General features: G+C 62.3%; 16 protein-coding genes and 1 tRNA gene. 6 read left to right on the forward strand and 11 right to left on the reverse strand.

Going from position 1 to position 17,519, the window contains the following annotated elements:
* Positions 1-25: 25 nt before the first annotated feature.
* Entirely contained in the window at positions 26-1,342 is a 1,317-nt protein-coding gene (locus tag D0550_RS04710; protein ID WP_116807955.1) for an MFS transporter, read from the forward strand.
* Here D0550_RS04710 and D0550_RS04715 read toward each other — a convergent pair.
* Both D0550_RS04715 and kdgD read right to left on the reverse strand, forming a co-directional pair.
* A complete protein-coding gene (locus tag D0550_RS04715) occupies positions 1,305-2,219 on the reverse strand; it encodes a LysR substrate-binding domain-containing protein (protein ID WP_116807956.1) in 915 nt (304 codons plus the stop codon). The two genes, D0550_RS04710 and D0550_RS04715, sit on opposite strands and share 38 nt — an antisense overlap.
* Before the next feature lie 19 nt (positions 2,220-2,238).
* On the reverse strand, positions 2,239-3,195 hold the full coding sequence (gene kdgD / locus D0550_RS04720; RefSeq protein ID WP_116808085.1) for a 5-dehydro-4-deoxyglucarate dehydratase: 957 nt from the start codon (positions 3,193-3,195) through the stop codon (positions 2,239-2,241).
* A 407-nt stretch (positions 3,196-3,602) separates the two neighbouring features.
* On the opposite strand from kdgD, the gene D0550_RS04725 reads away from it, so the two are divergent.
* Entirely contained in the window at positions 3,603-4,187 is a 585-nt protein-coding gene (locus D0550_RS04725) for a hypothetical protein (protein WP_116807957.1), read from the forward strand.
* Positions 4,188-4,237: 50 nt separating this feature from the next.
* Here the strand turns inward: D0550_RS04725 and D0550_RS04730 are convergent, their stop codons facing one another.
* The 5 genes from D0550_RS04730 to D0550_RS04750 all read right to left on the reverse strand — a co-directional run bounded on the left by D0550_RS04730 (position 4,238) and on the right by D0550_RS04750 (position 9,068).
* A complete protein-coding gene (locus tag D0550_RS04730) occupies positions 4,238-5,113 on the reverse strand; it encodes an NAD(P)-dependent oxidoreductase (protein ID WP_116807958.1) in 876 nt (291 codons plus the stop codon).
* A gap of 259 nt (positions 5,114-5,372) precedes the next feature.
* Positions 5,373-6,464: a redox-regulated ATPase YchF gene (ychF, locus tag D0550_RS04735; protein ID WP_116807959.1), complete on the reverse strand. Its 1,092-nt coding sequence runs from the start codon at positions 6,462-6,464 to the stop codon at positions 5,373-5,375.
* Between the two features lie 7 nt (positions 6,465-6,471).
* Positions 6,472-7,053: an aminoacyl-tRNA hydrolase gene (pth, locus tag D0550_RS04740; RefSeq protein ID WP_116807960.1), complete on the reverse strand. Its 582-nt coding sequence runs from the start codon at positions 7,051-7,053 to the stop codon at positions 6,472-6,474.
* A 115-nt stretch (positions 7,054-7,168) separates the two neighbouring features.
* Positions 7,169-7,882 (reverse strand): 50S ribosomal protein L25/general stress protein Ctc, encoded by a 714-nt coding sequence (locus tag D0550_RS04745; RefSeq protein WP_116807961.1) that lies wholly within the window; start codon positions 7,880-7,882, stop codon positions 7,169-7,171.
* 247 nt (positions 7,883-8,129) lie between these two features.
* Entirely contained in the window at positions 8,130-9,068 is a 939-nt protein-coding gene (locus tag D0550_RS04750; RefSeq protein ID WP_116808086.1) for a ribose-phosphate diphosphokinase, read from the reverse strand.
* A gap of 407 nt (positions 9,069-9,475) precedes the next feature.
* Here D0550_RS04750 and D0550_RS04755 point away from each other — a divergent pair, with 407 nt between their 5' ends.
* Positions 9,476-10,648 carry an ATP-binding protein gene (locus D0550_RS04755; protein ID WP_116807962.1) on the forward strand — a complete coding sequence of 391 codons (1,173 nt, stop codon included), beginning with the start codon at positions 9,476-9,478 and terminating at the stop codon, positions 10,646-10,648.
* Between the two features lie 212 nt (positions 10,649-10,860).
* Positions 10,861-11,406, forward strand: a complete 546-nt coding sequence (locus D0550_RS04760) for a porin family protein (protein ID WP_116807963.1) — start codon at positions 10,861-10,863, stop codon at positions 11,404-11,406.
* Positions 11,407-11,494: 88 nt separating this feature from the next.
* Here the strand turns inward: D0550_RS04760 and D0550_RS04765 are convergent.
* The 4 genes from D0550_RS04765 to D0550_RS04780 all read right to left on the reverse strand — a co-directional run bounded on the left by D0550_RS04765 (position 11,495) and on the right by D0550_RS04780 (position 14,983).
* Positions 11,495-11,569 (reverse strand) — tRNA-Gln (locus tag D0550_RS04765).
* Positions 11,570-11,748: 179 nt separating this feature from the next.
* Positions 11,749-12,621: a 4-(cytidine 5'-diphospho)-2-C-methyl-D-erythritol kinase gene (gene ispE / locus D0550_RS04770; RefSeq protein WP_116807964.1), complete on the reverse strand. Its 873-nt coding sequence runs from the start codon at positions 12,619-12,621 to the stop codon at positions 11,749-11,751.
* Entirely contained in the window at positions 12,618-13,238 is a 621-nt protein-coding gene (gene lolB, locus D0550_RS04775; RefSeq protein ID WP_161965635.1) for a lipoprotein insertase outer membrane protein LolB, read from the reverse strand. Before lolB ends, ispE begins: the two co-directional genes overlap by 4 nt.
* Positions 13,239-13,291: 53 nt before the next feature.
* Positions 13,292-14,983, reverse strand: coding sequence for a tetratricopeptide repeat protein (locus D0550_RS04780; protein WP_116807966.1), 1,692 nt, complete (start codon positions 14,981-14,983; stop codon positions 13,292-13,294).
* Positions 14,984-15,113: 130 nt separating this feature from the next.
* On the opposite strand from D0550_RS04780, the gene hemA reads away from it, so the two are divergent.
* On the forward strand, positions 15,114-16,436 hold the full coding sequence (gene hemA, locus D0550_RS04785; RefSeq protein WP_116807967.1) for a glutamyl-tRNA reductase: 1,323 nt from the start codon (positions 15,114-15,116) through the stop codon (positions 16,434-16,436).
* Entirely contained in the window at positions 16,433-17,515 is a 1,083-nt protein-coding gene (gene prfA / locus D0550_RS04790; protein WP_116807968.1) for a peptide chain release factor 1, read from the forward strand. The genes hemA and prfA overlap by 4 nt, the downstream gene beginning before the upstream one ends.
* Positions 17,516-17,519 lie beyond the last annotated feature (4 nt).

Consider the following 17,519-nt stretch of genomic DNA (forward strand, 5'->3'; position numbering starts at 1 on the left):
ACCAAGAGATGGGACGCGGGGGAGCATGTCGATCGCCGCCATCGCCGAGCGGCGCACGCAGGTGCGCTATTTCATCATTGGCTTCATTTTCATCGTCACCTCGATCAACTACGCGGATCGTGCGACGTTTTCGATCGCCGGCAGCGACGCGGCGCGCGAACTGGGACTGTCGCCGATTGCTACCGGCTACATCCTCTCCGCCTTCGCCTGGGCTTATGCGCTTGCGCAGATTCCCGGTGGCGCGCTGCTGGATCGTTTCGGCACCAAGCGGATTTATGCCGGCGCCATCGCAGTGTGGTCGGTATTCACGTTCTTACAGGGGTTCGCGGGATTCATCGCCGGGTTGTCGGCGGTGACCACGCTGTTCGCGCTTCGTTTCCTGGTGGGACTCGCTGAAGCGCCCTCGTTTCCAGGCAATGCGCGCATCGTGGCTGCCTGGTTTCCCAGCAGCGAGCGCGGCACCGCCTCAGCGATCTTCAATTCGGCGCAGTACTTCTCTCTGGTCGCCTTCGCGCCGCTCATGGGCTGGGTGGTGCACAACCACGGCTGGCGAGCGGTGTTCTATGTGATGGGCGCCCTCGGATTGCTCGCGGCGCTGGCATTCGTACGCATCATCCACGATCCCGCGCGTCACCCAAGCATCAATCGGGCTGAGCTGGATTACATCGAGAGCGGCGGCGGGCTGGTTGGGCTGGAGCAAACGGATGCCAGGCGCAATACGTTTCAGTGGTCCAATCTCAAGCAGTTACTGACCCATCGCATGTTGTTGGGTGTGTATCTGGGTCAGTACTGCATCAACGTGCTGACGTACTTCTTCGCCACCTGGTTTCCGATCTATCTGGTGAAGGAGCGCGGCCTGAACATTCTCGAAGCGGGCTTCGCCGCGGCGGCACCGGCAATGTGTGGCTTCATCGGCGGCGTGCTCGGCGGCTATGGCTCCGATTGGCTGTTGAAACGCACCGGCTCGCTCACCATTGCGCGCAAGACGCCTTTGCTGATCGGCATGGTGCTGGCGACACTCATCATCGCCTGCGTCTATATCGAGCAGGAATGGCTCGTGGTCACGGTGATGGCGATCGCCTTCTTCGGCAAAGGCATCGCGTCGCTGGGGTGGGCGGTGATCTCCGACGTCTCGCCTCGGCAGTTGGCCGGGCTCACCGGCGGCGTGTTCAACATGTTTGGCAACTGCGCCGGTATCGTGACCCCGATCGTGATCGGCTACCTGGTCGCCGCCAGCGGCTCGTTCGACAGCGCGCTGATCTTCGTCGGCGCACATTGCCTGCTGACCATCTTCGCCTACTTCGTCATCGTGGGACCGATTCGACGCCTGGAGTTGCAGTGAACTCGGCGCACAGATTCAACATGGGCTGTAACGCAGGATTGCCATTGTCACGGCGCCAGACCATGTGCAGCTCGACTGGCTGCGTCGGCTGCGTGGCGAACTTGCGGAATTGAATTGCATCCATGTGCAGCTCGATCGCCGAGGCTGGCACGATGGCAGCGGCAAGCCCGGCGCGGACCAATCCCAACATCGAATGAATCTGCGTTACGTGCTGCACGTACTCGGGCAACGCGCCGGCGGCTTCAAACAAACGCGTGAGCATGTTGTTGAAGTAACCGGCGCCGATGCGCGAATACATGATGAGCGGCTGACTATCGAAGTCGCTCGGTGTGAGCAATGATTTGTCGGCGCGCGGATCTCCAGCGGGCAATGCGGCCATCAGCGGCTCTGTGAGAATGAGCCGCGACTCGAAGCTCGTCTGCTCGACGGGCGGACGCACGAAGGCCATGTCGATCTGACCGGTCATCAGCGCTTCAAACTGATCCGAGGTCACCATCTCGAACAGCTCCAGCTCGAAATGCGGCAACGACGCGCGCGCACGAGCCACGATACGCGGCAGGAAACTGTAGCCGGAGACTGCGGTGAAGCCGATCGCCACTCGTCCGGTATCGCCCTTGGCGACGCGACGCGCAGCGAGCGCGGATGTTTCAGCCAGACGAATGATGCGGCGGGCTTCGGGAAGAAAGGTGCTGCCGGCCGGCGTGAGCTTGACCTGGCGGCTACTGCGCTCCAACAGCTGGACGCCGAGACCTCGTTCCAACAACTGAATCTGCCGGCTCAGCGGCGGCTGCGTCATATTCAGCCGCATGGCGGCGCGGCCGAAATGCAGCTCCTCGGCGGTAACTACGAAACAGCGCAGTTGGCTCAGCTCGAACATGCGCCAAGATATAGCGTGCTCAGCGGCTGGGTGCCAGTAGCTCTCCGAAAATCTCGGGCGCACTGGCCTCGGCATGCGCGATGAGGGTCCGCAGTTCCTCCAGTTCGCGCTCGCTCAAGTCGGTCAGTGGCGGACGCACCGGGCCCGCGGGCTTGCCGATCGCTCGCATGCCGGCTTTGACGATGGCAACCGCATAACCCCGGCCGCGATTGCGAAGCGCGATGTACGGCATGACGAAATCGCGCAGGCCCGCGAGTACTTTGGCTTGATCCTCGGCGCGCACCGCCTTGTAGAACGACGCAGCCCAACGCGGCATGAAATTGAAGATCGCCGAGGAGTATGTGGTCACGCCCATCTTCAAATAGGCGGCGGCAAACGTCTCGGCTGTCGGCAGACCGCCAATGTATGTCAGCCGATCGCCCAGGCGCGTGTGGATTCGCGTCATCAATTCGATGTCGCCGACGCCATCCTTGAAACCGACCAGATTGGAATGCTGCTCGCACAGGCGCGCCAAGGTGACCTCGTCGACGATGGCGTTGTCCCGGTTGTAGACGATCACACCGATGGAGACTGCCTGACAAACCGCTGCGATGTGAGCGGCCAAACCTTCCTGCGAGCCATTGACCAGGTAAGGCGGCAACAACAGCACACCATCCGCGCCAGCCGCCTGCACCGCTTGCGCCAACTCGGCTGCCATCGCTGTGCCGTAGCCGCAGCCCGCAATCACAGGCAACCGCCCGCCGCACTCCGCCACAGCCGCGGACACGACAGCCACGACTTCCTTGAATGTCAGAGAAAAGAATTCGCCCGTGCCGCCTGCAGCGAACAGTCCGGCCAGGTCGTGTTTCATCATGCCGGCGCAGTGGGCGCGATAAGCGTCGACGTCGAAACGATTGTCCGCATCGAAATGCGTGACCGGGAACGACAACAGTCCTCGGCCGATCGCGCGGGCCATTTCCACTGGGGTGACGGGCATGGGTGGCAGCAAGTTCCGGAGCGGCAAAAGCTCCATGTACCGCTAGCGTACGTAGCGTACCGCACCGATCCAAACCAAAGGCGCTATCGATCGATGCTCAACCGCTCTTGATCGAGCCGAGAGAAACAAACCGAGGGCTGACTGAAAGGCTCGACAAGTCTTTCTTGCAAAATCGATGCAACGCCCGGATGAAACGAACCAGCACCACGGTCGGCGATGGCAGCGCCGTGACCACGATCACAAAAATCGACCGCGACACAACCAATGCTCCCTTGTTAGATTTCAGCCACGGATCATGTCGCCAAGCAACGACGTCAGTATCTGAATCCGAGCGACGCTCACGCAAGAACAGTAGAATACATTCAGCGCACCGACGCGCGACCTCGTGAGAGTGAATCACTTTACCTATGAAGATTAACGCCAAGACTCTGATCTGTGCCGCCGCGCTCGCCCTGCCGTTCACGGCTTCCGCCGAGCAGTTCAGCTATCGCTACGTCGACGTGGCGCATTTCCCCAAAGCGGAAATCGACCTCCCCGGCGGCGATGTAGACGGCGACGGCATTCAGCTGCGCGGCTCGCTGCCCGTGTATCAGAACATTTTCGCGCTGGCCGAATTTGTGGATCTCGACCTGGATAACGGTGTCGATGCTACACGCTTCCTGATTGGCGCCGGCGCCTACTGGCCGCTCGGCCCGAGCCTGGACCTGGTCGTGCGCGGCGGTGTGGTGAAGTACGAAGTTGACTTCGGCCGCTTCGACGATGACGACACCGGCTTGTTCGCCGGCGTGCGCCTGCGCTCGCTGGTCGCGCCGAAAGTCGAAGTCGAAGGTGGCGTCGAGCACATGGCCGTGAAGGTGGCCGGCATCGATAGCGACACGTATCTGATCGGCGAAGGCCGCTACAACTTCACGCCGCAGTTCTCGGCGGGCGTGTTGGTCACCCTCGGCGGTGACACCAACCTGATCGGCGCGCAAGCGCGATTCAGCTTCTAAGCCTCCGCTCGCTGGTGGCGTGACGTCGTTGCGTCACGCCACCGGCAATCTCACATTCCCGCCTGCTCCGCCGCGATCTTGCCGAGCGCGGCAATGTCGTCGCCCTCACCGCCACGGGCAATCAGCGCAAGAAACTTATCGCGCACCAGACTGCCCAACGGCAGCGGCACTTTCAGGCTTTCGCCAGCAGCGAGCGCCAGGCGAACGTCTTTCAAGCCCAACGGCGCGGCGAAGCCGGGCGGTTGATACTGCTGCTTCGTAATCAACGGCGCGTAGCCTTTGTAGATTGGCGCGGCAAACAGCGTGTTGGTCATCATGTCGACGTACGCATGCTCGTCGACGCCGGCCTTGCGTAACAACGCAATGCTTTCGGCGAGCGCTTCGACGGCGGCAAACAGCATGAAATTGCCGCTGATCTTGACCAGATTCGCCGCGCTCGGCTGCTCCCCGAACGGCCACACCTTTTGCGCCATCGCTTCCAGCACGGGCGTCGCGCGCTTCACTGAATCGGGCGCGCCGGCCGCCAGAATGTTGAGCTGACCGGCGGCCGCCACTTGCGGCCGGCCGAAAACCGGTGCGGATACGAAACGTTTTCCCGCCTTGGCGTGCTCGCCGCTCAGGCGATCCGCGAGCGCAACGCTGATGGTGCTGGAAGAAATATGCACCGTATCGGCGGCGAGATTATTGAGAATGCCCTGCGTGCTGAACGTCACTTCTTCCACAGCAGCGTCATCCGCAAGCATGGTGATGACTACGTCGCCGTGACAGGCATCAGCAGGCGTCTGGGCGAGCCGTGCACCTTTTGCCACAAGCGCGTCGGCTTTACTCGCCGTCCGGTTGTAAACCGTCAGCTCATGCCCGCCACGCAGCAGGCTTTCGCCCATACCGTGGCCCATCAATCCCAAGCCGATCAATCCGACTTTCATGATTGCACCTCTCGCCCGCCATGCTACGAGCTAGAGCCTGGTCGGAGAAGAGTCACGCGCAATCTTACTGTGACCTGCCGGCGTCGTCGGGAGGGTCCTAGCTTCTTCCGGCAGCTTTGCGGCACAGGGAGGGGGCCGCAACAGCAGGGCTCAGCATTGACGTGCGGAGAGGAACGCAATGCGTTCCGGCCGGCGCCCGGTGCCGGAAGGAGCTAGGACCCTTCCGACGACGCAGACCACCGAGCCTCTTACAAGCAACTCAGACGTTGAAGCGGAAATGCATGACATCGCCTTCGTGGACGATGTACTCCTTACCTTCCAGGCGCAACTTGCCTGCTTCCTTGGCGCCCTGTTCGCCTTTGTAGCTCACGTAATCGTCGAACGCGATCACTTCGGCGCGGATGAAGCCCTTCTCGAAGTCGGTGTGAATGACACCCGCCGCCTGCGGCGCCGTAGCACCGACGCGGACTGTCCAGGCGCGAGCTTCCTTCGGGCCAGCGGTGAAATACGTTTGCAGACCGAGCAGCTTGTAGCCGGCGCGGATCACGCGATTCAAGCCGGGCTCGTCCAGTCCGATGTCCTTCAGGAAGTCGGCGCGGTCGGCTTCATCGAGCTGCGCAATCTCGGCTTCGATGGACGCGCACACTGCGACCACTTCCGAATTCTCGCGAGCAGCCAGTTCACGCACCGAGTCGAGGTGCGGATTGTTGGTGAAGCCGTTCTCCGCGACGTTCGCCACGTACATCAACGGCTTGATGGTGATGAGATGCAGCTCCTGCAGCAGCTTCTTCTCTTCCGGATCCTTGATCAGCGAGCGCGCCGGCTGGCCTGAATCCAGATGATCCTTGAGCTTCTTCATCAGGTCGCGCTGTTTGATCGCGTCCTTGTCGCCGGCCTTGGCCGCCTTCTCGGCGCGCTGCAAGCCGCGCTCGACGGTGTCGAGGTCGGCGAGCGCCAGCTCGGTGTTGATGACTTCGACGTCATCGAGCGGCTTGATCTTGCCCGCGACGTGCACGATGTCGTCGTTCTCGAAACAACGCACGACGTGTGCGATCGCATCCGTCTCGCGGATGTGAGAAAGGAATTTGTTGCCGAGGCCTTCGCCCTTCGACGCGCCGGCCACCAGGCCCGCGATGTCGACGAACTCGACCGTGGCCGGCAACTGACGCTCGGACCTGGCAATGCCGGCGAGCACTTCGAGCCGCGGATCGGGCACGGGCACGATGCCGACGTTCGGATCGATGGTGCAGAACGGATAGTTCTCCGCCGCGATCTGCGCGCGCGTCAGCGCATTGAACAAAGTCGATTTACCAACGTTGGGAAGTCCAACGATGCCGCACTTGATGCCCATAATTAAATCACTTCTTGGTGTGCAGCCCGTTCATGGCGCGCTCGGCTCCCTGCTCGAGGAAGGTCGGCAACGCCTGCAGCGCCTGGTCGATGGAGACGAGAATTTTCTCTTCCTCGTCCTTCGGTGCCCGGCGCAGCACGTAGTCGATCACTTGCGACTTGTCACCGGGATGTCCAACCCCGATGCGCAGGCGCCAGTAATCGGGGCCCATATGTGTGCTCGTATCGCGTAAGCCATTGTGGCCACCGGCACCACCGCCCAGCTTGAAACGCACCTCGCCGACCGGCAGATCCAGCTCATCGTGCACGACCAGGATCTCGGCCGGCTCGACCTTGATGTAGTCGGCCAGCGCGCGCACCGCGAGCCCGCTGCGATTCATGTAGGTGCTGGGCTTGAGCAAGGTGATGTCCTGTCCGCAAAACTGGACGCGACAGATGTCACCGTGAAATTTCGCATGACTGCGAAACGCACCGCCGAGCTTGGCCGCCAGCGCATCCACGAACCAGAAGCCCGCGTTGTGGCGGGTCAGCAGATGCTCCGGCCCGGGATTGCCGAGGCCGACGATGATTTTGAGAGGGGTGCCCGCCATAGGAGTGCAACCGAAAATAACGCAACGATGGCGAGCGGCCAAACATATATGACTGGCCGCACGCCACCGATTTCACGCAGCCCGCCGCTGATGCGCAACGGGATGCGTGTCAGCGTTACTTCTTCGGCGCAGCCTTGGCAGCCGGAGCAGCAGCCTTCTTGTCGCCACCCGCCGCAGGAGCCGCGCCAGCTGCCGGAGCAGCACCAGCAGCAGGAGCCGCAGCAGCCGCCGCCGGCTCTGGAGCCTCTTCGGCACGTGGGTGATGGATGGAGACCACCGCCTCGTCGCGACCGTGCGCGAGTGCGACCAGCTCGACGCCTTCCGGCAGCGGCAGGTCGGACAGACGACGGATCTGGTTGATCTCCATCGCCGACAGATCGATCTCCAGGAATTCCGGCAGATCCTTCGGCAAGCACAGCACTTCGACTTCGTTCAACAGGTGCGACACCACGCCGCCCTGCGTCTTCACGCCCGGGGATGCGGCCGCGCCCTTGAAGTGCAACGGAATGCTCATGCGGATCTTCTCGTTCTCCAGCACGCGCTGCAGGTCCATGTGCAGGACCTGATTCTTGGCCGGATGACGCTGCACGTCCTTGAGGATGGCGGCCTGGGGCTGACCATCGATCTTCAGCTGCAGAATGGTGGTGTAGAACCTTTCGTTCACCAGCAAAGTGAGCAGGTTCTGGTGATCCAGAATGATCTGCTTGGGCTCCTGATGGCCACCGTAGAGGATCGCCGGAACCTTCCCGGAACGACGCAGGCGGCGGCTCGCACCCTTCCCCTGCTCGCTCGGCCGGGAGTCGGCGACGAGGTCAAATGAAAATTTCATGGTTACTCCAGTTGAGAACGAAGCAACGGCGTATCGCGACCAATACCGCCGCCACTGTGAATGTTTCTATTGCTCGGCTTGCGCCTCGCAAAGAAACTAAACCTGTCATCAATGTTGCGCGGGCACGCCGCGCGAAACAGAAACCGCACGGCGACCCCGTGCATCAGCTTCCATAGCGCGGCGGAGCCGCGCCTACTCAAACAAAATTTTCTTCCTGCGAACGGCGCCGTCAGGCAGCCGCGCGCACTCAGTCGATGTACAGCGAGCTGACGCTCTCTTCGTCACGGATGCGGCGCATCGTCTCCGCCAACAATCCCGCCACGGTCAGCTGGCGAATCTTGTTGCAGTTCCTCGCCTCCGGGCGCAACGGAATCGTGTCCGTCACCACCAGCTCATCCAGCTGCGACTGCGAAATGCGATCGATCGCCGGGCCCGACAGCACCGCGTGGGTGATGTACGCGACCACCTTCTTGGCGCCGTTCGCCTTCAACGCCTCGGCCGCGTGACACAACGTGCCGGCGGTGTCGACCAGGTCGTCGATCAGCACGCACGTCTTGCCCTCGACCTCGCCGATGATGTTCATCACTTCCGACTCGTTCGGCCGCGGACGGCGCTTGTCGATGATGGCGAGCTCGGCATCGTCCAACCGCTTCGCCAGCGCTCTGGCGCGGACCACGCCGCCGACGTCCGGCGACACCACCATCAGGTTGTCGTACTTCTGCTTCCACGCATCGCCGAGCAACACCGGCGAGGCATACACATTGTCCACCGGGATGTCGAAGAATCCCTGGATCTGGTCGGCATGCAGGTCGACCGTCAGCACGCGGTTCACGCCGGCGCTGGCGATCATGTTCGCCACCAGCTTCGCCGTAATCGGCACGCGCGTGGCGCGGGGGCGGCGATCCTGGCGGGCGTAACCGAAGTAAGGAATCACGGCGGTGATGCGAGCGGCCGAAGCGCGGCGGCAGGCATCGGTCATCACCAGCAATTCCATCAAGTGATCGTTGGCCGGCGAGCAGGTCGGCTGCACGATGAACACATCGCGGCCGCGCACGTTTTCCAGCAGCTCGACCGTGCATTCACTGTCGCTGAAGCGACTGACAGCAGCGCGCCCAAGCGGCACCATCAGGTGTCGCGCGATATCCTGGGCGAGCTGCGGATTGGCGTTGCCCGTAAACACCGCCATCGTGGCACGATCCATTCAAGACTCCGACTTCAAATGCGTCTGGCTGGGGCGGCAGGATTCGAAGCTCCGAATGGCGGGACAAAACCCGGCCAGGGCTAGCAGAATCAGTGGGTTACCGATTCAGCTCGCGGTTGGAATCCCCTCCACTCCCATCGATTTCCCGTGGCTGGCACCCAGCTGGTGCCGGGGAATACCGGTAAACCAGTTTGAAATGCGCGGTCGCAAACGGGGGCGCGCAATATACACGAATCCAGGCGCAGGATCTGAGCCCTCTTGCGGGTGGGAGGGGAGAACCTTTACTAGCGCGTGCCTTATTAAAGGTTTCCTAGCCGTCGGCTGTAAGGATTTATAGGACCACCCTGCCAAGCATCCTTGCAAATTTAAAATCAGATGTTAAAAATGCAAGGATGCTGAAACGCCGTTATCAAGCGGAAGTTGAGAGCGCCCTCGCCCGTCAGGCCGCAGTCGCACTACTCGGCCCACGGCAGGCCGGCAAGACCACACTCGCCTTGGCGGTCGCCGAAACCCGCCCATCCATCTACCTCGATCTGGAATCACCACAGGATCGCGCCAAGCTGGCCGAGCCGGAGCTGTATTTCGCGCAACATCCGGATGAACTCATCATCCTGGATGAAATCCACCGCGCACCGGAAATCTTCCAGACACTTCGCGGCGTGATCGATCGCGCGCGGCGCAAAGGAAAGCGCACTGGGCTCTTCCTGCTGTTAGGGGCGGCCGCGATCGATCTATTGCGTCAGTCGGGCGAGACACTTGCCGGCCGCATCGAGTACGTCAACATGAGTCCGCTCGACGCACTCGAGGTTGACGCAGCGGCAGCTACACAAGAGCGGCTGTGGCTACGAGGTGGATTTCCAGACAGCTTTCTTGCCGCGTCCGATGAGGATAGTTTCCGACTTCGGCAGAGCTTCATCCGAACGTATCTGGAGCGCGACGTACCGCAATTCGGGCCGCGTGTTCCTGCAGAAACACTCCATCGGTTGTGGACCATGCTCGCCCACAATCAGGCGGCGACACTGAATGCATCGCGCCTGGCCGCCGCACTCGATATGAGCTCCCCCACGATCGCGCGTTACATCGATCTGCTAGTGGATCTCTTGCTGGTACGACGGCTGCCGCCCTTTCACGCCAACGCGGGCAAACGCCTCGTCAGATCCCCAAAGGTCTATGTGCGCGACAGCGGCCTCGTCCATGCTTTGCTCGGACTGCGAACTTTTGACGATCTGCTCGGCCATCCAGTGAGCGGTGCCAGCTGGGAAGGTTTCGTGCTCGAGTCCCTCTTGTCCGCCGCGCCGCCTTCAACCGCAGCGAGCTTCTATCGCACAGCCGCCGGGGCCGAAATGGATCTTGTACTTGAGCTCGGGGGCCGCGCCGGACGCTGGGCCATCGAAATCAAGCGCGGCCTCGCGCCGACGCTCTCGAAGGGGTTTCACAGTGCCCGTGACGATCTCGCGCCAAGAAAAACGTTCGTTGTCTACTCAGGAACGGAGCGCTACCCGCTCGCGGAGGGCGTAGAGGCCATTGGACACGTCGCAATGGCGCAGGAGTTGGCGCAGTCATAATCAGGCGATTTCGTGTCTCACTTATCCAAAGCAAACTCGACGAGCAGAAAGAAACTAAGGACTAGCCCTCAGCTGAATGCTGCGTAACGCTCCTGATAGAGTCCCGCACCGAGCGCTCCACCAAGAAAAATGACCGGAGCCTCGGGCAAGCAACCGACCAGCAAATAAAAACTATTACCCCCGCAAGCGGGGACTATCTGGGAGTTGATGAAATGCAGAAGCAACTGGCGACAGGAATCGCGCTGGCATTCGTGTGCCTGCCGGCAATGGCAGAGTCTGAGATCGGGTTCTACAGCGGCGTGGGCGTGGGCCAGGTCACACTGAAAGACAACATCGACGGTGTTGGCATCAAAGCAACCGGTACTGGGTTCAAAATTTTTGGCGGCTATCGATTCAATGAATACGGTTCCCTCGAGGTCGCCTACCTCGACGCGGGATCGCCTGATGACAGGGTAGGCGGCGTGAGAATCGAGTCGGATGCAACTGCGATCCAGGGATCGGCAATCTTGCACATCCCCATTAGCCTTCGCTTCGAGGGCTTCGCCCGCGCCGGCTTCGTCGTATGGGACGCCGAGAATACCGCCAGGGGCGCAGGATTCTCCTTCACCCAGAAAAACGACGGTACTGATTTCGCATTGGGAATAGGCGCCGCCTGGCACGTCACGCCGAGGTTTGGCCTGCGCGCCGAGTTCGAGGGCGCCGAATTGGATGGTACGGACCTGCGGTCGCTCTCCATCAGCGGACTATTCAGCTTCTAGGCGATCAAAGCGACATTTGTCGCGAATGGCGGATCAAATCCGCCATTCACGACTGCTTGGTCTAGTGAGTGCTTGTTAGCGCTGATATTGGCTGGGGCGGAAGGATTCGAACCTCCGAATGGCGGGATCAAAACCCGCTGCCTTACCACTTGGCGACGCCCCAATACCTTAATTCGTTGGATTCAGGAGGTTAGCCGCTTGGCTACTGGAGGTACCTGCCCTCCAGCCCCATCCTGTCCCGGTAGCCGCCACCAGTATCTGGTCGCCGCGAGGGGGATTTGGGTCTCCCGAAAGGCGGCGCATGATACTCAGCGAAGCGGCTCGCGTCCACGATGCCGACAGTCAGCCCGCTTCGTGCGCCAGCCGATCCAGTAGCGGCGAACGGTTCAAGCCACGAACAACATAACCGGCCCATCGCGCAGGCACGCGCGCCAACGCGCCTCGCGCCGTCGCCTCATCAGGCAGCGCGACGAACACGCAGGCACCGGTACCGGTCAATCTTGCCTCCCCAAATTCGGCGAGCCAATCCAGCGCTTCGGCAATCTCGCCACTGCGCTTGCGAACCACCGGGGCGCAGTCGTTACGGCCACCTGCCGCAACGAAGGCTTGTACGGTCGTGACGGGAGAATCACGGGTCAATTCAGGGTCCTGAAAGATGGCTGCGGTGCTCACTCCAGCTTGCGGCTTGAGCACCAGATACACCTGCTGCGGGAAGTCACACGGCGTCAGCTGTTCGCCCACACCTTCGGCCCAGGCCGAATGACCGCGCACGAAAATGGGTACGTCGGCGCCCAGCTCCAGACCGAGTGCAGCCAGCTCCTCGATCTTCAAATCCAGCCGCCACAGATAGTTGAGCGCGACCAGCACGGTCGCGGCATTGGAGCTGCCGCCACCCAATCCACCCTGCACCGGAATGCGCTTGTTGATCTCGATGGCGACGCCATCGAAAACCTCGTAGCGGGTGGCGAGCAGGCGCGCAGCGCGCACGATCAGATCAGCCTCGGCGGAGATGTCGGCGTTCTCGCCGACGCGCTCGATCACGCCGGGGGGACGCTGGTAGAACTGCAGCTCGTCGCATAGATCGATGAGCTGCATGGCGCTTTGTAACAGATGGTAGCCATCCGCCCGTCGGCCGACGATGTGCAGGCACAGATTGAGCTTGGCGGGCGCCGGCCAGGGTTCCGGCAGCCCGAGGAATTCGTTGTTCTTGTTCATTGTCCCAGCTGCCAGCGATCGACGACGATGCGCACGCGCGCGTCGCCGCTCGTGGCGGTGATACGCATGGGAACGCGAGCGCCGGGATCGGTCGAATAGCGTTGATAGTCGATGCGCCAGCCACCCTGCTCCAAGGTGGTTATGCCGTTTGCGTTCTCTGCATGCCACTGATGCTCGCCGGGCGCGGCGACACCGAGCATCCAGTAACGCAGATTGCCGGCGGGCACGGCGGTGCCGAGGCGGTTCTGTAGTTCATTCCACGCAGCGTCGGACTGGAGCTTGAGTCCGTCGCTGGTTTCCAAGGTGAGATTCGGAGTGTCGCCCGCGCCTCGCATTTCCAGATGCACCCCGCCAATGCCGATGGGGCCACGGATATCGATGTTGGAAACATCGCCGCGTTGCTGCCACTCGAAGCTGCCCGAGCCGCCGTTCTCCGGCCCGGAAACGCCGAGTCGGCCGCGAGCTTGCCAGCGATCCAGCTCGGCCAGATCAGCGGGGATTGCCGTGCCCGGAGCTGGGCCCTTGGGCGTGGTGGCACAACCAGCAGCAAGTAGCAAAACTGCGGCCAACGCCGGCCAGGAAAAGAGTCGCGGGCGCAAACGCTCAGCCCAGCTCATTTGCCGCCGCGGAGCGGCGGCGAAGAAAACCCGTGGCTCCATCGTGCCCACGGTCAGTTCAACTTCTGCAGCCGCTGCTTGATCTCGTTATTTTCCGGGTAGCGCTCGCTGGCTCGCTGCCAGACTTCGCGGGCATCGTCCTTGCGGTCCAGAGCGATCAGCACTTCACCGAGGTGCAGGTCCACTTCGGGATCGTTGATGCGGCGCTTGGCGTGTTCCAGATAGCCCAGCGCGTCCTGATTGCGGCCGACTCGATGCAGCGCCCAGCCCATGCTGTCGAGCACCGCACCGTTGTCCGGCGTCTCGGTAAGCGCCTGCTCGATCAGATCCAGGCCTTCCTTGTGATGACGCGTGCGATCGACCAGCGTGTAACCGAGCGCGTTGCTCGCGGTCGGATCGTTCGGGCGATCGGCAACGAGGCGGCGCAGATCCGCGATCGCTTCATCCACCTTGTCCGACGATTCGAGCTGGAAAATGCGTGCGAAACGCAGTTCCACTGCATCGGGATACGCCTTCAGTGCCGTGTCCAGCAATGCCAGCGCACCTGCACTATCGCCGTTGGCGCTCAGTAAAGAAGCGCGCGCAGTGATGGTCTCGATTCGATACTGAGGACGAGTGGCGCCGAACTCTTCCAGGTGCTTCAGCCCCGCATCCAATCCCTGCTGTTTCGCCTTGATGCGAGCCAGACGAATCTGTGCCGCCATCGCGAATTCACCGCCGGTGACACGGCTGTAAATCTGTTCGGCGTCATCCCAGGCTTCGCGACCTTCGGCGATCGCGCCGAGATAGAACAGCGACTCGTAAACGAACCGGCCGCTGGACACCAGATTGCTGAAGCGTTGCGCGGCAGAGTCGCGATTGCCGAGCTGGAAGTCGATATCCGCCAGCGCGCGCTCCACGACCGTGCCGGTGGACTCGCTGTTGGCCAGCGAAGCCAATTCCTTACGCCCGGGCTCTTCCTGGCCCGCCTGCATCAGCATCAGCGCATATTCGAGCCGGTTCGAATCCTGGTTGTCCTGCTCGATGACCTGCTTGGCGGTGACCAGTGCGCCCTCGGTATCGCCGGTCAGCATTTGCATGCGAGCCAGCAGCAAGCCGGCGGGCGCCCAGTACGGCCCGAGCTCACGAGCTTTGCGGGCGTGCTCCATCGCCAGCGCCAGGTTGTCCGACTGAGATGCGGCCTGCGCGAGCGCATAATGCGCTTCTGTCACATTGGGGTATTTCACCACCAGCTGACGAAGCACCGCGGTCGCTCCGCTGGGCGTGCCCTCGTCCGCCAGTTGCGGCAGCAGCGCCAGGAACCCAGCCTGCGGATTGATGAAAGCGGTATCGAGCAGGACACCGAGGTGCTCGGACGCCGTGTTGATCCTATATAGATGTAGCGCAGCGAAGGCGGCGAAGCGCCGGGCTTCCTCGTTGGTCTGGTTCAATTCCAGCCAGCGCTCGGCGGAGGCCTGCACCACGGTCCATTGGCGATGCTCGTGGGCGACGCGGGTAGCCTGTTCGGCCAGCTCCTCGTCGTTGGACGCCTGGGCGGCTCGGAGGTACGCCTTGGACGCTTCCAGGTATTGTCCCCGTTGCAAGGCCATTTCCGCGCCCAATACCAGGGCATTGGGATCCGCCGGCAATTTGTCGACCTCGGCCTCGTGCTTGGTACCGGTACTGGTGCAAGCCGCCAGTACGGCACTGAGCAATAACGCCGCGGCACGCGGAGACGAGCGGAATGGACGAGGAATTGAGCTCATTGTCGACCGACTATATCAGCTGGCTTGGAACTCGGGTTCGGACATCCTGCCACGGCGGGCGGCTCCGCAACTCGCTTGTCATTAGAGGGCCCTTCCCCGACAATCCGCACCCGTCGCGACTGCAGCCGGCATGCCACTCGTCGTCATAGGAATCAATCACCGCACCGCCCCCGTCGAAATCCGCGAGAAAATGGTCTTTGCGGGCGAGGAGCTGCCCGAGGCCTTGCGGGAGTTGGCCGGCCAGCCGGGGGTGCGCGAAGCGTTGATCGTTTCCACCTGTAACCGCACCGAGCTCTATTGTTTCGCGGACCACGGCGGGGAATCCCTCGACGGTGCGAATAACGGGCCGACGCCCATCCCGGATCCCTCGCTGCCCCTAACCGATTGGCTGGCCAACTGGCACGACCTGGCCCTGCACCGGCTGGACATCAATCAGACCCTGTATCGCCTGCACGGTTCGGCGGCAGTCCAGCATTTGTTCGCCGTCGCCTGCGGCCTGGATTCCCTGGTGCTCGGCGAGCCGCAGATCCTCGGCCAGCTCAAGGATGCCTATCGCGCCGCCCTGGACCAGAAAGTCACCGGCCCGTACCTGAACCGGGTGATGCAGACGGCGTTCTCGGTCGCCAAACGGGTGCGCACCCAGACCCGCATCGGCGCCAATGCCGTCTCGGTGGCGTATGCGGCCGTGTCGCTGGCGCGCACCGTGTTCGAGAAGTTCTCCGGCCATACCGCCTTGCTGGTCGGTGCCGGCGAGACCATCGCCCTGGCCGCACGCCATCTGCACGCCAATGGCCTGGGCCGGATGATCGTCGCCAATCGCAGCATCGGCCGGGCGCAGGAACTGGCGGCCGAGTTCAAAGGCTTCGCGATCGGCATCGACGACATCGCGGCCCACTTGCCCGAAGCCGACATCGTGATCACCTCGACGGCCAGCCCGACGCCCGTGATCACTTACAAAGACGTCCAGGCCGCGGTGCGCGCCCGCAAGCGCAAGCCGATCTTCATGGTCGACATCGCCGTGCCGCGCGACATCGAAGCGGAAGTGTCGAAGATCGAGGACGTGTATCTGTTCACCATCGACGACTTGCAAAACGTGGTGAACGAGAACCTGGCGTCGCGCCGCGAAGCCGCGCGAGATGCGAGTGAAATGCTGGCGACCGAAGTATCGCTGTTCGAACAACAGCTGAAGACGTTGGATGCAGTGCCAACCATCCGTCAGCTGCGCGATGACGCCGAAGCGGTGCGCTCGCAGACCGCCGAACAGGCGCGGCGTATGCTGGCAGCCGGGCGCGATCCGCGGGAGGTCGTGGACTTCCTGGCCTCGACGCTCACCAATCGCCTGCTGCATGGCCCGAGCCAGCGACTGCGAGAAGCCGCCGAACGTGGCGAGGTGGACTTGCTGGAGGCCGCTCGCATTTTGTTTGCTGCCGACGCGCCCGACCAACCGCAATGAAAGATTCGATACGCATCAAACTGGAAAAGCTGGCCGATCGTCACGAGGAAGTGAGTGGTCTGCTCGCCGATCCCGGCGTGATCGGCGACACCAATCAGTTCCGCGAGCTGTCGGTGGAATATTCCAAGCTCGACCCCGTGGTGGCGCGTTACAAAGACTATCTGGGCACGCTCGACGAGCGCGTCTCGGCCCGCGAGATGGCCGAAGGCGACGACGCGGAAATGCGTGAGCTCGGCCAGGAAGAGCTCGCCAGCCTGAGCGCGCGCATCGAAGTCGAGGAGCAAGAGCTCGCGAAGCTGCTCATTCCGAAGGACGAGCGCGACGAAAGTAACATTTATCTGGAAGTCCGCGCCGGCACCGGCGGCGACGAGGCAGCCATCTTCGCGGGCGATCTGTTCCGGATGTATTCGCGCTACGCCAGCCAGCACGGCTGGAACGTCGAAGTGTTGTCGGAAAGCCCCGGCGAGCATGGCGGCTACAAAGAAGTCATCAGTCGCGTCGTCGGCCGCGGCGCGTTCTCGCAACTGAAATTCGAATCCGGCACCCATCGCGTGCAACGCGTGCCCGCCACAGAAGCGCAGGGGCGCATCCATACGTCGGCGGTGACGGTCGCGATCCTGCCGGAGCTGGACGATATCGAGCCCATCGAGCTCAACCCGGCGGACCTGCGCATCGACACCTTCCGCGCCTCGGGCGCCGGCGGTCAGCACGTCAATAAGACCGACTCCGCGATTCGCGTCACGCACTTGCCCACCGGCATCGTGGTGGAATGTCAGGATGAACGTTCGCAGCACAAGAACCGTTCGCGCGCGCTGTCTCTGCTCAAGGCCAAGCTCAAGGCGGCGGAGCAGGAGAAGCGCGACCAGGCCGAGGCCAGCTCACGCAAGCTGCAGGTCGGCTCGGGCGATCGTTCCGAGCGCATTCGGACTTATAACTTTCCCCAGGGCCGCGTGACCGATCACCGCATCAACCTGACGCTGTACAAGCTGGCCGACGTGATCAATGGCGAGCTGCAGTCGCTGATCCAGCCGTTGCAGCAGGAATATCAGGCCGAGCAGTTGGCGCGCATCGTGGAGTAACAAG

It is taken from the genome of Steroidobacter cummioxidans (assembly GCF_003104955.1).

Bases quoted from the DNA above. Each gene is read 5' to 3' on its own strand.
- D0550_RS04755 (WP_116807962.1), top strand. From the start codon at position 9,476: ATGCTGAAACGCCGTTATCAAGCGGAAGTTGAGAGCGCCCTCGCCCGT.
- prfA (WP_116807968.1), top strand. From the start codon at position 16,433: ATGAAAGATTCGATACGCATCAAACTGGAAAAGCTGGCCGATCGTCAC.
- D0550_RS04730 (WP_116807958.1), bottom strand. From the start codon at position 5,113: ATGAAAGTCGGATTGATCGGCTTGGGATTGATGGGCCACGGTATGGGC.
- D0550_RS04760 (WP_116807963.1), top strand. From the start codon at position 10,861: ATGCAGAAGCAACTGGCGACAGGAATCGCGCTGGCATTCGTGTGCCTG.
- ispE (WP_116807964.1), bottom strand. From the start codon at position 12,621: ATGAACAAGAACAACGAATTCCTCGGGCTGCCGGAACCCTGGCCGGCG.
- D0550_RS04715 (WP_116807956.1), bottom strand. From the start codon at position 2,219: ATGTTCGAGCTGAGCCAACTGCGCTGTTTCGTAGTTACCGCCGAGGAG.
- ychF (WP_116807959.1), bottom strand. From the start codon at position 6,464: ATGGGCATCAAGTGCGGCATCGTTGGACTTCCCAACGTTGGTAAATCG.
- kdgD (WP_116808085.1), bottom strand. From the start codon at position 3,195: ATGCCCGTCACCCCAGTGGAAATGGCCCGCGCGATCGGCCGAGGACTG.
- lolB (WP_161965635.1), bottom strand. From the start codon at position 13,238: ATGAGCTGGGCTGAGCGTTTGCGCCCGCGACTCTTTTCCTGGCCGGCG.
- pth (WP_116807960.1), bottom strand. From the start codon at position 7,053: ATGGCGGGCACCCCTCTCAAAATCATCGTCGGCCTCGGCAATCCCGGG.
- D0550_RS04745 (WP_116807961.1), bottom strand. From the start codon at position 7,882: ATGAAATTTTCATTTGACCTCGTCGCCGACTCCCGGCCGAGCGAGCAG.
- D0550_RS04780 (WP_116807966.1), bottom strand. From the start codon at position 14,983: ATGAGCTCAATTCCTCGTCCATTCCGCTCGTCTCCGCGTGCCGCGGCG.
- D0550_RS04710 (WP_116807955.1), top strand. From the start codon at position 26: ATGTCGATCGCCGCCATCGCCGAGCGGCGCACGCAGGTGCGCTATTTC.
- D0550_RS04725 (WP_116807957.1), top strand. From the start codon at position 3,603: ATGAAGATTAACGCCAAGACTCTGATCTGTGCCGCCGCGCTCGCCCTG.
- D0550_RS04750 (WP_116808086.1), bottom strand. From the start codon at position 9,068: ATGGCGGTGTTTACGGGCAACGCCAATCCGCAGCTCGCCCAGGATATC.
- hemA (WP_116807967.1), top strand. From the start codon at position 15,114: ATGCCACTCGTCGTCATAGGAATCAATCACCGCACCGCCCCCGTCGAA.